Here is a 13,369-nt window from a genome sequence, read left to right as displayed (position 1 = left end):
CGGCGCGCTCCGGCCACCTCCCGCGCGACTGTCCTCCGCACTTCCCCCGCACCACGACACCAGGAGCTTTCATGCCCTCGGTACCCTCCATCACCCTCAACAACGCCGTCCAGATCCCGCAGCTCGGCTTCGGCACCTTCCAGATCCCGCCGGAGGACACCCGCGAGACGACGCTGGCGGCGCTGAACACCGGCTACCGGCACATCGACACGGCGCAGATGTATGGCAACGAGAAGGGGGTCGGCCAGGCGGTCCGCGACTCCGGTCTCGATCGTGCCGACGTCTTCGTGACCAGCAAGCTCAACAACGACGCCCACGGGCACGACAACGCCCTACGGGCCTTCGACCGCAGCCTGGAGGCACTGGGCCTGGACTACCTGGACCTCTTCCTCATCCACTGGCCGCTGCCCGCCAAGGGCGACTTCGTGGACACCTGGAAGGGGATGGAGGAGATCTACCGCTCCGGCCGGGCCAAGGCCATCGGTGTCTCCAACTTCCAGCCCCGCCACCTGCGCCGCCTGATGGAGGACAGCGACGTGGTGCCCGCGGTCAACCAGATCGAGGTGCACCCCTACCTCTCCCAGGACGACGTCCGGGCCTTCGGCGCCGAACACCAGATCGCCACCGAGGCCTGGTCGCCCATCGCCCAGGGCAAGGTGCTCGACGACCCGACCATCAACCGCATCGCCCAGCGGGTCGGCAAGACGCCCGCCCAGGTGACGCTGCGCTGGCACCTCCAGCGCGGAGACATCGTGTTTCCCAAGTCGGTGACCCAGAAGCGCATCGAGGAGAACTTCGACCTGTTCGACTTCGAGCTCACCACGGCCGACCTCGGGGAGATCTCCGCACTCGACCGTGACGAGCGCACCGGCCCCGACCCGGACACCTTCAACGGCTGAGCGCGCCGCCCGCCGCTGCGGCGCGGCCCCCGCCCCCCTCACGACGCGGGGACGGGGGCCGCGCCGACCCAGCGGCGATAGGCGTCCGCGTCGACGTTGCTGCCGCACACGATGGTGACGACGTGCCGGCCGGCCCAGCGGTCCCGGTCCTCCAGGATCGCGGCGACGCCCAGCGCGGCCGAGGGTTCGACGACGAGGCCGGCGTGCTCCAGCAGCAGGCGCATACCGGTCACGATCGACGCCTCGCGCACCAGGACCGCGTCGTCGGCGACCACCAGGAGGTCGTCCAGGACGGCCTGGATGGGACGGCGGCCGGCGACGCCGTCGGCGATGGTGTCGGTCGAGTCGGTGGTGACCACCCGCCGCTGGTGCCATGAGCGGGTCAACGCCGGTGCGCCCAGCGGCTGGACGCAGACCACCTCGATGGCGGGTGCGAGCTCCTTCACCACATGACCCACGCCGGTGGCCAGTGCTCCGCCGCCGAGAGCGATCAGCACGGTGTCGAACGAGGGCCCACCGGCCACCAGTTCCAGGCCGATGGTCGCCGCACCCTCGCAGCTCTCGAGGTCCAAGCTGTCCTCGAGCAGCCTGATGCCCTCGTACCGTGCGATGTCCGCGGCGCGCTCACGCGCCAGTTCGTGGTCACCGTCCACCAGCTCCAGCCGGGCGCCCAGCGCGCGGATGCGGTCGAGCTTGGCCACCGTCGCGAAGCGCGAGGCCACCACGGTGACGTCGAGCCCCCGGCCGCGCCCGGACCAGGCGAGGGCCTGGCCGAGGTTGCCCGCGCTGGCGCACACCACGGCCCGCGAGCCGCCGTCGGCGAGCCGGCTCGCGACGATCTCGGTGCCGCGCCCCTTGAAGCTGCGGACCGGGTTCGCCGTTTCGAGCTTGATGCTCACCGCGCACCCGACAACCGGCTCCAGCGCCTCGCAGCGGTACAGCGGCGTGTCGAGGAAGACCGGGTCGACGACCTGGCGGGCTGCCCTGATCCGAGCGGTGTCGAGCCGTGTCTGCCGCACGGCACAGCAGCGTAGCGCCACGGCACGCAGCGTCGCAGGATTAGCGTGTGTTCGAAATGATTGCCCGGACACCCCGCCCGGCACATGCTGTCCCCTCACCGGCAAGGTGACGACGCATCGACAGCGAGCTGCGTGGTGATGCTCCCGCGGTCCTCCGGTCGGTGCCACGACCGTGCAGGAAGGGCTCTCGTACAGTGAACGTGACTACCAGGTCGAGGCTGCCACGGTGGCTTCTGCTCCTTTGTGTCCTGCTGGCGATGGCGGCGGGCACGACGCTCGGCGCCGCTCCGGACGCCCGCGCCGACTACCCCGATCCTGATCCGGGCGACCCGGTCTGCGGACCCAGCTGGGTGGTGATCTCGGCGTACGGCACCGAGGAGGACACCACCCACCAGGGCGACGGGATGCAGTGGGGTTCCAGCGGTGTCAACAGCTGGTTCATCGCGGGGATCGTGCAGGCGCTGCACAGCAAGGGCGTCCAGGACCCGTCCATCACGATCCGCAACCTCAAGTATCCGGCGTCCTTGATCTCCCGCCCCTGGCCCGGCGGGCTGCCCGACTACTGGACCGGGCTGAACATCGGCCGCGACCGGCTGGCCAGCGAGGTCAACTTCTATGCCGGGTGCGTCAACCACCCCCACCTGATCCTGCTCGGCTACTCGATGGGCGCGCACGTCGTGAAATCGGCGTTGCAGCTGCCGGTGGTGCAGGCGCACGCGGACACCATCGGCGCGGTGCTCACGGTCGCCGACCCCAGCCGCAACAACGGCCAGATCGGCATGGCGCAGGCCGGGGCGATGCTCACCATCAATCCGTACTTCACCACAGGCTCGCCCAACGTCTCCGACGGCGGCCTGCTGGGCCGGCTGACGGTCCCGGGCACGTTCGCCGGGTTCATCGGCGACGGCCGGTACTTCGACGTGTGCCGCACCGACGACCACGTCTGCAACCGTCCGGGGCCGCCCAGCACGGACGACCTGGCGCAGCAGTTCGCGTACAGCATTCCCGCGCACACCCAGTACGGCGCGGGCGACCGCGGCGTGACGGCGAACCGGATGGCGGCCAAGGCCGTCGCCGCCGCGGTCGATTTCGCCGGGCCGCCGCAGGGCGGTTCCGACCCCAACCCCGGCACCCCGTGCGCGGCCCACACCGACACCGACCCCCTGGGCGCGGCCGCCATCGCGGCAGCCTGCTCCGTCATCGCCGCGGACACCTGGTACACCTGGGGCGGCGGGCACAGCGTCTCCCCGCCGCAGGCGACGTTCGGCTCCGTCGACCAGTCCGACCCCGTCCGCAGCGCCAACGACCCGTACCGCAAGGGCTTCGACTGCTCCGGCTACGTCCGCTACGCCTACTACAAGGCCGCCGGCTACGACCTCATCGGCGACCGCACCGCGGACTCGGCCTACCGGGCCCCGTGGTCGGTGCGGTTCGGTCCGCCGATGGGCGAGAGCGTGCTGCGGGCCGGTGACATCGTCTACTTCGGCACCTCCGCGCACATCCACCACACCGCGATCTATCTGGGCACCGGGCTGATCGCCGAGGCCCCGCAGTCCGACGAGAAGATCCGCGTGTCGCCCATGTCCAACCACCACGACTACATGGGCGCGGTCCGGCCCTCGGGCTCCGGCAGCGGCGGCGGGGGAGGCGTCGGCGGTCCCAACTCCACCTGGGGCACGAACGTGCGGACCCACACCACGCCGGCGACGTCGGGGCCGGTCTACACCACGCTCAGCGGTCCGACGGCGATCCGGATCGACTGCCAGAAGCGCGCCCAGTCGGTGACGGCCGAGGGCTACACCAACGACGTCTGGTCGCACCTGCCGGACATCGGCGGAAGCTGGATCTCCAACATCTACGTGCGCGGACCGGCATGGCTTCCCGGCATTCCCGCCTGCGACGGCTCGGCGCCGGCAGGCGGCGCCCACTCCACGTGGGGAACCAATGTCAACATCCGGGCCATCCCGTCGGTCTCCGGCCGTCTGGTGACCACGCTGGCCGGCCCGACGGACATCGGCATCTCGTGCCAGAAGCACGCGGAGTCGGTGACGGCGTCCGGCATCACCAACGACGCGTGGAGCTTCCTGCCCAACTACAACGGCTGGGTGTCGAACATCTTCGTCAAGGGTGCCGCGTGGCTGGTCGACGTCCCCACCTGCGGTGGCGGCAACGGCGGTGCCGTGGGCGGCGATCACATGACGTGGGGAACCAACGTGTATCTGCACACGGCGCCGACGGTCACGAGCGAGCGCGCGGACCTGCTCCCCGGACCGACGGCGGTGACGATCGACTGCCAGGTGCACGGCCAGTCGGTGACGGCCGAGGGCATCACCAACGACGCCTGGAGCCACCTGGCGGACCGCCAGGCGTGGATCTCCAACATCTACGTCAAGGGCGCCGCCTGGCTCGCCGACGTACCCGCCTGCGACGCCGTTCCCGGCAGTCCCGGCGGCGAGACCCACGCGAACACCCGCACGACCTGGGGCACCAACGTGCGCGTCCACCAGGACGCCACGTCCGGGTCGGGTGTGGTCGCCACGCTGGCGGGACCGACGCAGGTGAGCGTGGTGTGCCAGAAGCACAGTGAGAGCGTCACCGCCGACGGCTACACCAACGACGGATGGAGCAGGCTGGCGGACCAGCAGGGCTGGATCAGCAACATCTACATCAAGGGACCGGCCTGGGACGACTCGCTGCCCACCTGCTGACGGCCGTCGACCGACGGCCGGCACCCGGTCGACGGGTCGAGGTGTGAACGGGTCGACAGGGCGACGGCCCACGGAGGCGGCAGTGCGCTCGCCGCCTCCGTGGGCCGTTTCCGGCCGTCAGCCGCGGAACTCCGCCGGGCGCTCGGGGGAGGCCGCCGCCAGCGCGGCGACGATCTCGTCGGTGCCGGCCGCGAGCCCGTACACCGGGGTGCCGGGCTGCTGGCGCCAGGACTCGTCGAGGCCGCCCGCGTCGACGGTGTCGAAGCCGAGCTCGTCGAGCAGGGAGCGGACGGCCTTCTTCGCCCCTTCGTCGTCCCCGGCGATCGGCAGCGCGACCCGGTCGGCGGCGCCCGCCGGGCGCGGCTTGTCCAGGATGTCCTGCGCGTAGGTGCCGTTGAAGACCTTCACCACCGGGTGGCCCAGCTGGCGCTCCGTCCAGCGGCTCTCGGTCAGGCCCTCGTCCTCGATCGCGGCGATCCGCCCGTCGCGCTGCTGCGGGTAGTAGTTGCCGGTGTCGATGACGGTGAAGCCCTCGGCCGCCCCGTCGAAGAGGCCGTCGGGCAGCTCGGGCACGTTCTTCAGCGGGATGGTGACCACGACGACCTCGGCGCCGCGCGCCGCCTGCGAGACGGGCACCGCGGTGGCCCCGGTCTCCTCGACCAGCGCGGACAGCGTCTCGGGACCCCGCGAATTGGCCACGGACACGTCGTGCCCGAGTGCCGTCAGACGACGCGTGAGGTTGCCACCGATGTTCCCCGCGCCGATGATGCCGATCTTCATGACTCTCCAGGTGTGTGAAACGTGGATGATCAGATGCCGTACCGACCACAACCACCCCGGGCACCGTCGTGTTCCAGGCGCACCGGACGTTCCCCCGGACGGCGTCGTGCCGGACCGGGATCCGGTCCGCCGCAGGGGCGTGAGAGTATCCGCGGGTGACGGACGCTGCTGCGGGAACGACGACGGGCCGGCCGGACGACCGTGCCGCGTCGGTGGTGCGCTTCGCGGTGGAACTGGTCGCCTGGGTGGCGACCCCCTGGGCGCTGGCCGGCCACTCGTGGCTGCTGGCCGTCCTCGCGGTGGTGATGCTGATCGGGCTGCCCACGTGTCTGTCCACTCCGGGCGACAAGACGAGCGTGATCGTCGCGGTGCCGGGCTGGGTCACGGTCCTTCTCGTGCTGCTCCAGGTCGCCGCCGCGGTGGTCTCGTCATGGCTGGCCTGGCCCGGCTGGGCGGCGAGCCTGGTGACGCTGCTGGCCGCCACCACGGTCCTCACCGAACGCCGCCGCTGGCAGTGGCTCCTCGCGGGTGCGGCGGTCGGTCCGCCGGCCGGCTCCACGGCTCCCTGAGGCTGCCGCGGGGGGTGGCTGCGCCCGGGTCACAGCCGGCGGCTGGGCCGGGCGCGGGCCGTGCCGCCGGGCAGACCGGCCAGCAAGGTCACCGCCTCCCGACGGTAGGCCTCGGCCTTCGCCGTCTCGCCCGCGCACGCGTACTCGTCCGCCAGGGCGCGGAGGGTGTGGGCCTGCCACTGCAGGTCACCGAGTTGCCGGAACGCGGTGAGGCTGTGTTCGTAGTGCTCCAGGGCGTCCTGGGTCCGGCCCGCGCGCTGGTGGAGCGCGCCGATGGCACCCAGGATGCGGGCGATACCCCGCCGGTCGTCGAAGGTCGGCATCATCTCCAAGGCGGCCTGGTACTGCGCGAGGGCCCGGTCGTACTGCCCGCGCTCCCGGTAGGCGTCGCCCGTGATGCGCAGGGTCCACCCCAGCCCGCGGCGCTCGCCGATCTGCTCGAAGACCTCCCGCGACCGGCGCAGCAGGGCCAGGGCCGACTCCGGGTCGCCGGCGTCGATGTCCAGGTCGGCCGTCATCTGCAGGACCCAGCCCCGGGTGCGCTGCAGGCGGCACTCCTCGGCGACCGTCAGGGCCCGTGCCAGGTAACCGCGGGCCTGGACGTGCTCGCCCCGCACCCGGCACAGCCAGCCGAGGTTGGACAGGCAGTCCGCGGTGCCCGCCCGCTCGCCCGAGCGGGCGAACAGCGCCAGGGCGTCGAGCCCGTACTCCTCCGCCTCGGAGAAGCGGCCCTGAAGCCTGCGCAGCACCGCCAGGTCGCGGAGGGTGATCGCCTCCCCGAGTTCGTCGCCGCCGGCCCGGCACGCCTCCAGCACCGGCAGTTGGGTCTGTTCCCAGTCGCTCCACAGCGCGCGGGTGTCCTGGTAGGCCACGAGCAGGCTCGCGAGTTCGGCTGCCGCCGCCGCAAGGCCGGCGTCCCGTGCTTCGCGCACCACGCACAGGACGAACTCGTACTCCGCGGCCAGTTGCCGCAAGGCATCCGGGTCCGTGCCCGGGTCGCCGTCGCCGGGCGGCGCGGACCAGCGGGGGAAGCGGGCGGCGGGGCGGTAGCTGCCCGGCGTCAGCCTTCGCTCGGCCCGCTCCGCCAAGGACAGGCACCGGCCGATGATGCGCTCCAGGACCGCGCGGCGTTCGTCCTCGCCGAGCCCCCCTGCCGCGAGCAACTCGACGGCGTAGTCCCGTACCAGGTCGTGGTAGCGGTACACGGACTCCCCGGCGGCGTCGTGCCCCAGCCACTCCAGCATCTGCGCCTCGCCGAGGTCGTCCATGCACCGCTCGGCCTCGGCGCGCGGGCAGTCCATGGCCGCCTGCAGGGGGAGGACGGAGAACGTCGGCGCGTTGCACAGGGCCAGCAGCAGGAACGCCCGCTGGTTGACGGCGGGCTGGGCGTGGTAGCCGTCCGCGATGCTGGCCCGCACGTCGAGACTCCCGGCCCGCAACTCCCCGAGTCGGCGGTGCTGGTTGGCCAGCCGGCGGGCGAAGTCGTCCAGGGACCAGCCGGGGCGCGCCGCCAGCCGGGCGCCCGCGATGCGTACCGCCAGCGGGAGCAGTCCGCAGGCGCGCACGATGCGCGAGGCGGCCTCCGGCTCCGCGGCGACCCGGGAGGGTCCCGCGAGCTTGCCCAGCAGTTCGACGGCCCGGTCGTGGGCGAGCACGCCCAGTTCGAAGAAGGTGCCGCCGCCCAGTCCTGACAGGCGGAGCCTGCTGGTCACGATGGTCAGCGACGCCGATGCCGCTCCGGGGAGCAGCGGCGCCACCTGGGCCTCGTCGCGCGCGTTGTCGAGCACGATCAGCAGCCGCAGGCCCGCCGCGCGCGAACGGAACAGCGCCGTGCGGTCGTCGAGTTCCTCCGGTACCGCGCTGGGGTCGACGCCCAGATCCCGCAGCAACCCGGCGAGAACGTCGCCCGGCGCCCGCGGTGTCGTCCCCGGCGCGCCGCGCAGGTCCACGTACAGCTGCCCGTCGGGAAAGTCGCGGGCCACGTCCTGGCCGAGCTGCACGGCCAGCGCGGTCTTCCCCACGCCGCCCCGGCCCCAGAGCACCGCCAGCCTCAGCGGCTCCGGCCGCTCCGGGCCGCGACGCCGGGTGCCATGGCCGGCGCGGCGGCCCCACGGGCGCCGCGGCCCCGGACGCAGGGCCAGCGTCCGGATGTGCCGGACCAGGTCGTCGCGGCCGGTGAAGTGCGTGGTCGCCGCGGGGAGTTGCCGGATGGCGGTCGCCGCGACGGGACGGAGCGGCCCGCCGGGGGTGCCGTCACCCTGCAGCACGGTGGTCGCCCGCAGGCTGACCGCGGAGCCCAGCGCACCCACCGCCGCGCCCGCCCCGATCACCCATGACGGCGGCGAGTGCACCGCGTTGAGCACGGCCGAGCACGCTGCCGCGCCCATCCAGGCGCCGACGAGCCCGATCGTACGTGCCTGCCGTGCCGCCCCGCGTGCGGTCACCGGCGCCTCCCGCTCATCGCCTCGCCACGAACACCGTCCAGCCCTTCGTGTCCCGCCACGGGCCGGCGCCGTCGGCGAAGGCCCGCGCTGCCGCCCGGCGCAGGTCGGCCGCCACCCGGTGGTGCCGGGCCGTTCCGCGCTCCACACCGTAGAAGACCAGCAGTGAGACGGCGAGGGCTGCCAGCGGTTCGGGGTCGCGGAACACCAACTCGCCCCGGTACTGGCTCTCCTCGACCTCGCCGAAAACGCCGCGCAGCAGCGGCCGCAGGTTCTCGGAGTCGACGCGCGGCAGGGGCGGCACGGGTGCGCCGTCGCCGGCGGCTTCGACGGAGTCCCGCAGCAGCCGGGCCAGGCGGGGCGTCGTTCCCATCATGTTGATGACCGTGACGAAGGCGCCGCCCGGACGCAGCACGCGCCGCGCCTCGGCCAGCGCCAGCTCCACGTCGGGCACGTGGTAGAGCATGTGCCGTTCCAGCAGGCAGTCGACCGAGGTGTCGCGGAACGGCAAGGCGCACGCGTCCCCCAGCATCGCGGTGACGCCGTGACCGCGTGTCCTGCCCACCGCCGCCGGCGACCGGTCCACCCCGACCAGCTGCCCGAAGTGCCCCTCCCCGGCCCAGCGCCGCAGCAGGTCTCCGGTACCGCAGCCGACGTCCACCACGGTCCCGCGCGCCCCGACCGACCGGCGGGCCGCCGCCAGCGCGCCGCCCTCCACGTCGTCGGCGGGTTCGCTGTACGTCCCGTGGATCGCGCGCCGCACTCGCAGGGAGCCCAGGTCGGCGTACTCGTGCTCGACAAGATTCAAGGACTTCTCCCGGACGGTCCGTGCCCTCGGTGCCCCGACCCCGCGTCGGCGCACGACACAGAACGCCATGATGCCCATCTCGGCTGCTGTGCAAGCGCGTTGCCGCAGGATCGTGACAGCCGGTGCCGGGTGCGCCGGCCGGGTCGGGTCGGGCATACGCGATCATGAGCCGAATGGACTCCCGTTTCGTTGGTATCTCCGAACTGACCGAGGCCCCCTCCGTGGCGGTCGTGGTCGACGTCATGCGGGCTTTCACCGTGGCCGCCTGGGTCTTCGCCCGGGGGGCGGAGAAGATCGTTCTGGCGGAGTCGCTGGACGACGCCCTGGCCCTCACCGTCCGCCACCCGGACTGGGTGGCGCTCAAGGACGGACCGCCCGCACCGGGGTTCGACCTGGTCAACTCGCCGGGCCTGCTGCGCTCCGCCGACCTCGGCGGGCGCACCGTCGTGCAGAAGACCACGGCGGGGACGGTCGGCGTCCTCGCGGTCCGCGACGCGTCGCTGGTGCTCTGCGCGAGCTTCGTCGTGGCCGAGGCGACGGCGGAGCTGCTGCGGACGCGCCGGAGCGACCGGGTCACCTTCGTGGTCACCGGCGAGGAGGGGCAGGCCGACGAGGACCTGGCCTGCGCGCAGTACATCGCCCGCAGGGCGACCGGGGACGCGACGGACGCCGCCGGGTTCCTGCGCCGTGCCGCCGTGTCACGGGCCGCCGCCGAGCTGACCGGCGGGGTACGCCAAGGAGCCCATCCGGACGACGTCGCGCTCTGCCTGGAGCTCGACCGCTTCCCGTTCGCCATGGTGGCGGCCGTGGAGGACGCACGGATGGTCCTGCGGCCGTGCGCCGTTCCGCCGCCGGCCGGCGACGCCTCGGTCCGGTAGGCGAGGGGTGCGGGTTCACGACCGCGAACACCGCCCTTATGGTGGTCCGATGACGTCGATCAAGCAGTTCCAGATCACCTTCGACTGCGCGGAGCCCGAGCGGGTCGCCCGCTTCTGGCGTCAGGTGCTGGGCCACGACGTACCTCCGCCGCCGGAGGGGTTCGGCACGTGGGGCGAGTACGAGCAGACCCTGCCACCCGGGCAGCAGGGGCCGGCACACGCGGTCATCGAGCCGGTGGACGGCGGACCGCGCTTCTACTTCCAGCGCGTTCCCGAGGGCAAGGTCGTCAAGAACCGGCTCCACCTCGACGTGCGGGTGGGCACCGGGCTCGTGGGTGCGGAGCGCGAGGCCGCCCTCGAGGCCGAATGCGCGCGACTGATCCCGCTCGGCGCGACCCGCGTGCGCCTGCTGCGTGCCGACGCGGAGAACGAATCGTGCCTCGTGATGCAGGACGTCGAGGGCAACGAGTTCTGCCTCGACTGACCGGCCTCCGGGACAGGGCACCGGCGGGGTACGCCATGGCGCGGGTGCCGGCGCCGGACCGGCCCGGCGCCGGCGGTCCGAGCCGGCGCATGCGGCACAGTGACGGGGTGACCCGAGACTCGCAGCCGCCGCACACGCCGGACGGGCATCACGTCGTCATCGACGGCCGGCGGTGGCGCGCCACCGACCCGCTGATCCCGGAAGACGACTCCGCCCGCCTGCGCGTCCACCTGATGGCGGCCCGGCGGGCGATCGCCGCCGCCCGGCGGGCAGGCGACGAGGACGCGGAGCGCGCGGCACGCGCCCGCGTGCAGACGGCCAAGGTCGCCCTGGGCGAGCGCGGAACGGCCTGGTGGGAGCAGAGCGACGCGGAGCGCCGGGCGCGCTGGACCGAAGGCCTGGCCGAGCTCGACCAGCCGTGAAGGTGCAGGTCGGTGCGACACTGGGGGAGTGACGGCCACCGATCGACAGCTGGACCAGCGCCTGGAGCGGGAGATCCTCCAGCTGCTGGAGCGCCGCGGCCCGACCGCGACCATCTGCCCCTCCGACGCCGCCCGCGCGGTGTACGCAGGTGACGACGACGGTTGGCGCGCGCTGATGGACCCGGCCCGCCGCGCCGCCGGACGGCTGGTGGCCGCGGGCCAGGTGGAGATCACCCAGGCCGGGCGCCCCGTCGACCTGACAACAGCCCGCGGCCCGATCCGCATCCGCCGCGTCCACTGAGACCGCCGGACCGAACGACCGTCCCCTTCCGCCCCCTTGCTGTTCAACGACGGGCCGGTCAGGCGGCCGCCGCGTCGCGCTGGGCGGCGGTCAGTGCCGCGTCGGTGTCAGCGCTCGCCAGGTCGGCGTTGATGTGGGCCCCGGCCAGGGCGCCGGCTGCCGCGGAGGCTCCGACCTGGGCCATCGGGTCGGTGGCGTTGCCCGCCACCCAGACACCCCGTACGTCCGTGCTGCCCGCCATGCCGGTCGCGAAGTGGCGGCCCATGGCGTTCGGCAGGTCCCGCGTCGGCAGGCGCAGCCCGGCGAGGCCGTCGGTGCGGGCCTGCAGTGTGGTCGCGACCGCCAGGACCCGGCGGGCCTCGAACCGGCCGTCGGTCAGCCGCAGGCCGGCGATGCCGTCGTCGTCCGCGGACTCCACCGCGGCCACCGGGGTGTCCACGACGCGGATGCCGCGGGCGGCGAAGCGCGCGCGGGTGTCCTGGTCCAGATCGGTGCCGTGGGCGAAGTAGACCAGGTCGTCGGTCAGCTGCCGGAACAGCAGCGCGTGGTGGAGCGAGGCCGGGCCCACGGCCAGGACACCGATGGGCTCGTCGCGCACCTCCCAGCCGTGGCAGTACGGGCAGTGCACCACGCCGTGTCCCCAGTGCGGAGCCAGCCCCGGGAGGTCGGGCAGCACGTCGCGCAACCCGGTGGCGACCAGCAGCCGGCGCGCCCGCAGGACCCGGCCGTCGGCCAGGGTCACGGCGAAGCGCGGATCGCCGTCGGGGGTCGGATCGGACGGCGCGGCGGCGACCACCTCGCCGGCCACGATCCGCCCGCCGTAGCCGCGCACCTCCTCCCGACCCCGGCGCAGCAGTTCCGCCGGCGCGATCCCTTCGAGTCCGAGCAGACCGTGTACGCCCTCGGCGGGCGCGTTGCGGGGTGTGCCGCCGTCGATCACGACGACCGAGCGGCGGGAGCGGGCGAGCATCAGCGCGCCGTTGAGCCCTGCGGCGCCGCCGCCGATCACCACGGCGTCGACGGTCCGCTCGGGAAGGGTGTCGGTCGCGTACTCGTCAATGGTCTCGGACATGGCGATTGCCCTTCGTGAGATGAGCGGGTCCTGGGCGGACCCTGCGTGCCCCACGCTAGGCATGGTCTGCGCACAAGGCATATGATCTTGCCTATGACGCAAGACGATGGCGAGCTGGACAGCCTGGTACGCAAGCGGATCCGCGCCCTGCGGGTGGCCCAGGGCTGGTCGCTCGACGAGCTGGCCGGCCGTGCCCGCCTCAGTCCCTCCACCCTCAGCAGGATCGAGACGGGTCACCGGCGCCTCGCACTGGACCAGCTCGTCACCCTGGCCCGCGCCCTGGACACCTCACTCGACCAGCTGGTCGAGACGGCCGCGGACGACGTCATCTCCAGCCCGATCATCGATGCGGCCCACCAGCAGATGCGCTGGCCCGTGCGGGCCGACCCGGGCATGACGGTCATCCGGCAGCGGATCACGGGACCGCCGCCCGACAACCCCGCGCGGATGCGGGCCCACCCGGGCCACGAATGGCTCGTCGTCCTGTCCGGGACCGCCATCCTGCTGCTGGGCAACCGGCGCTTTCGCGTCGAGACCAATCAGGCCGCGGAGTTCCCCACCATGCTGCCGCACGCCATCGGCGCGGAGGGCGGCCCGTGCGAGATCCTGGGCATCTTCGACCGGGACGCCCGCCGCGGCCACCAGGGCGCGGACAAGGCGGGTGCGGGAAAGGCCGGTACGGAGAAGCCGGGAGGGGCCGACCGCCCGTCGCCGTGAGCCGACCGCCCGTCGCCGTGGGCCGGCACCCGTCACTCCTGCGGCGCCTGCTGGATCCTGGCAAGCGTCAGGACGCCGCCGCCGATGCCCCACCCGGCGTCGGCGACCTCCTCGACCAGGACGAGGGTGGTGGCCCGGGCACGGTCGCCGAAGATCTCGGCGTACAGGTCGGTGGTGCGCGTGATGATCTGCTCCTTCTGCTCCGCGGTGAGGGCGCCGGCGGGGACCTTGAAATTCGCGAACGGCATGGTGCTCTCTTTCCTTGCGGGGG

General features: G+C 73.2%; 14 protein-coding genes. 8 read left to right on the top strand and 6 right to left on the bottom strand.

The window, feature by feature from the left end; all coding sequences use genetic code 11:
• The first annotated feature begins 71 nt into the window (after window positions 1–71).
• Complete coding sequence (locus ABZ721_RS05845) at window positions 72–899, top strand: aldo/keto reductase (protein ID WP_358787337.1); 828 nt, start codon at window positions 72–74, stop codon at window positions 897–899.
• A 38-nt stretch (window positions 900–937) separates the two neighbouring features.
• On the opposite strand, the gene ABZ721_RS05840 is transcribed toward ABZ721_RS05845, so the two are convergent.
• Window positions 938–1,918 carry a pyridoxal-phosphate dependent enzyme gene (locus tag ABZ721_RS05840; protein ID WP_358787336.1) on the bottom strand — a complete coding sequence of 327 codons (981 nt, stop codon included), beginning with the start codon at window positions 1,916–1,918 and terminating at the stop codon, window positions 938–940.
• Window positions 1,919–2,175: 257 nt separating this feature from the next.
• Between ABZ721_RS05840 and ABZ721_RS05835 the strand changes: the two genes are divergently transcribed.
• Complete coding sequence (locus ABZ721_RS05835; RefSeq protein ID WP_358787335.1) at window positions 2,176–4,626, top strand: NlpC/P60 family protein; 2,451 nt, start codon at window positions 2,176–2,178, stop codon at window positions 4,624–4,626.
• Window positions 4,627–4,743: 117 nt separating this feature from the next.
• On the opposite strand, the gene ABZ721_RS05830 is transcribed toward ABZ721_RS05835, so the two are convergent.
• On the bottom strand, window positions 4,744–5,406 hold the full coding sequence (locus tag ABZ721_RS05830) for an NAD(P)-binding domain-containing protein (protein WP_358787334.1): 663 nt from the start codon (window positions 5,404–5,406) through the stop codon (window positions 4,744–4,746).
• A gap of 155 nt (window positions 5,407–5,561) precedes the next feature.
• Between ABZ721_RS05830 and ABZ721_RS05825 the strand changes: the two genes are divergently transcribed.
• Complete coding sequence (locus ABZ721_RS05825; RefSeq protein WP_358787333.1) at window positions 5,562–5,975, top strand: hypothetical protein; 414 nt, start codon at window positions 5,562–5,564, stop codon at window positions 5,973–5,975.
• 29 nt (window positions 5,976–6,004) lie between these two features.
• Here ABZ721_RS05825 and ABZ721_RS05820 read toward each other — a convergent pair whose 3' ends face one another.
• Both ABZ721_RS05820 and ABZ721_RS05815 read right to left on the bottom strand, forming a co-directional pair.
• Window positions 6,005–8,419: a tetratricopeptide repeat protein gene (locus ABZ721_RS05820; RefSeq protein ID WP_358787332.1), complete on the bottom strand. Its 2,415-nt coding sequence runs from the start codon at window positions 8,417–8,419 to the stop codon at window positions 6,005–6,007.
• Window positions 8,420–8,432: 13 nt separating this feature from the next.
• On the bottom strand, window positions 8,433–9,224 hold the full coding sequence (locus ABZ721_RS05815; RefSeq protein WP_358787331.1) for a class I SAM-dependent methyltransferase: 792 nt from the start codon (window positions 9,222–9,224) through the stop codon (window positions 8,433–8,435).
• Window positions 9,225–9,397: 173 nt separating this feature from the next.
• Between ABZ721_RS05815 and ABZ721_RS05810 the strand changes: the two genes are divergently transcribed.
• From ABZ721_RS05810 to ABZ721_RS05795, 4 genes are all read left to right on the top strand, one after another.
• A complete protein-coding gene (locus ABZ721_RS05810) occupies window positions 9,398–10,102 on the top strand; it encodes a 2-phosphosulfolactate phosphatase (RefSeq protein ID WP_358787330.1) in 705 nt (234 codons plus the stop codon).
• A gap of 49 nt (window positions 10,103–10,151) precedes the next feature.
• On the top strand, window positions 10,152–10,586 hold the full coding sequence (locus ABZ721_RS05805; RefSeq protein ID WP_358787329.1) for a VOC family protein: 435 nt from the start codon (window positions 10,152–10,154) through the stop codon (window positions 10,584–10,586).
• Window positions 10,587–10,675: 89 nt separating this feature from the next.
• Entirely contained in the window at window positions 10,676–11,008 is a 333-nt protein-coding gene (locus tag ABZ721_RS05800; protein ID WP_358787328.1) for a hypothetical protein, read from the top strand.
• A 28-nt stretch (window positions 11,009–11,036) separates the two neighbouring features.
• On the top strand, window positions 11,037–11,309 hold the full coding sequence (locus ABZ721_RS05795; RefSeq protein WP_358787327.1) for a DUF3253 domain-containing protein: 273 nt from the start codon (window positions 11,037–11,039) through the stop codon (window positions 11,307–11,309).
• Window positions 11,310–11,367: 58 nt separating this feature from the next.
• Here the strand turns inward: ABZ721_RS05795 and ABZ721_RS05790 are convergent, their stop codons facing one another.
• Window positions 11,368–12,381, bottom strand: a complete 1,014-nt coding sequence (locus ABZ721_RS05790; protein WP_358787326.1) for an NAD(P)/FAD-dependent oxidoreductase — start codon at window positions 12,379–12,381, stop codon at window positions 11,368–11,370.
• A 93-nt stretch (window positions 12,382–12,474) separates the two neighbouring features.
• Here ABZ721_RS05790 and ABZ721_RS05785 point away from each other — a divergent pair, with 93 nt between their 5' ends.
• Window positions 12,475–13,098 carry an XRE family transcriptional regulator gene (locus tag ABZ721_RS05785; RefSeq protein ID WP_358787325.1) on the top strand — a complete coding sequence of 208 codons (624 nt, stop codon included), beginning with the start codon at window positions 12,475–12,477 and terminating at the stop codon, window positions 13,096–13,098.
• 32 nt (window positions 13,099–13,130) lie between these two features.
• Here ABZ721_RS05785 and ABZ721_RS05780 read toward each other — a convergent pair whose 3' ends face one another.
• On the bottom strand, window positions 13,131–13,346 hold the full coding sequence (locus tag ABZ721_RS05780) for a 4-oxalocrotonate tautomerase family protein (RefSeq protein ID WP_358787324.1): 216 nt from the start codon (window positions 13,344–13,346) through the stop codon (window positions 13,131–13,133).
• Window positions 13,347–13,369 lie beyond the last annotated feature (23 nt).

It is taken from the genome of Streptomyces sp. NPDC006733, from assembly GCF_040636125.1.
Lineage (GTDB): Bacteria > Actinomycetota > Actinomycetes > Streptomycetales > Streptomycetaceae > Actinacidiphila.
The sequence above is the reverse complement of the archived record's forward strand: the minus strand, read 5'-3'. Positions and strand labels throughout refer to the sequence as shown.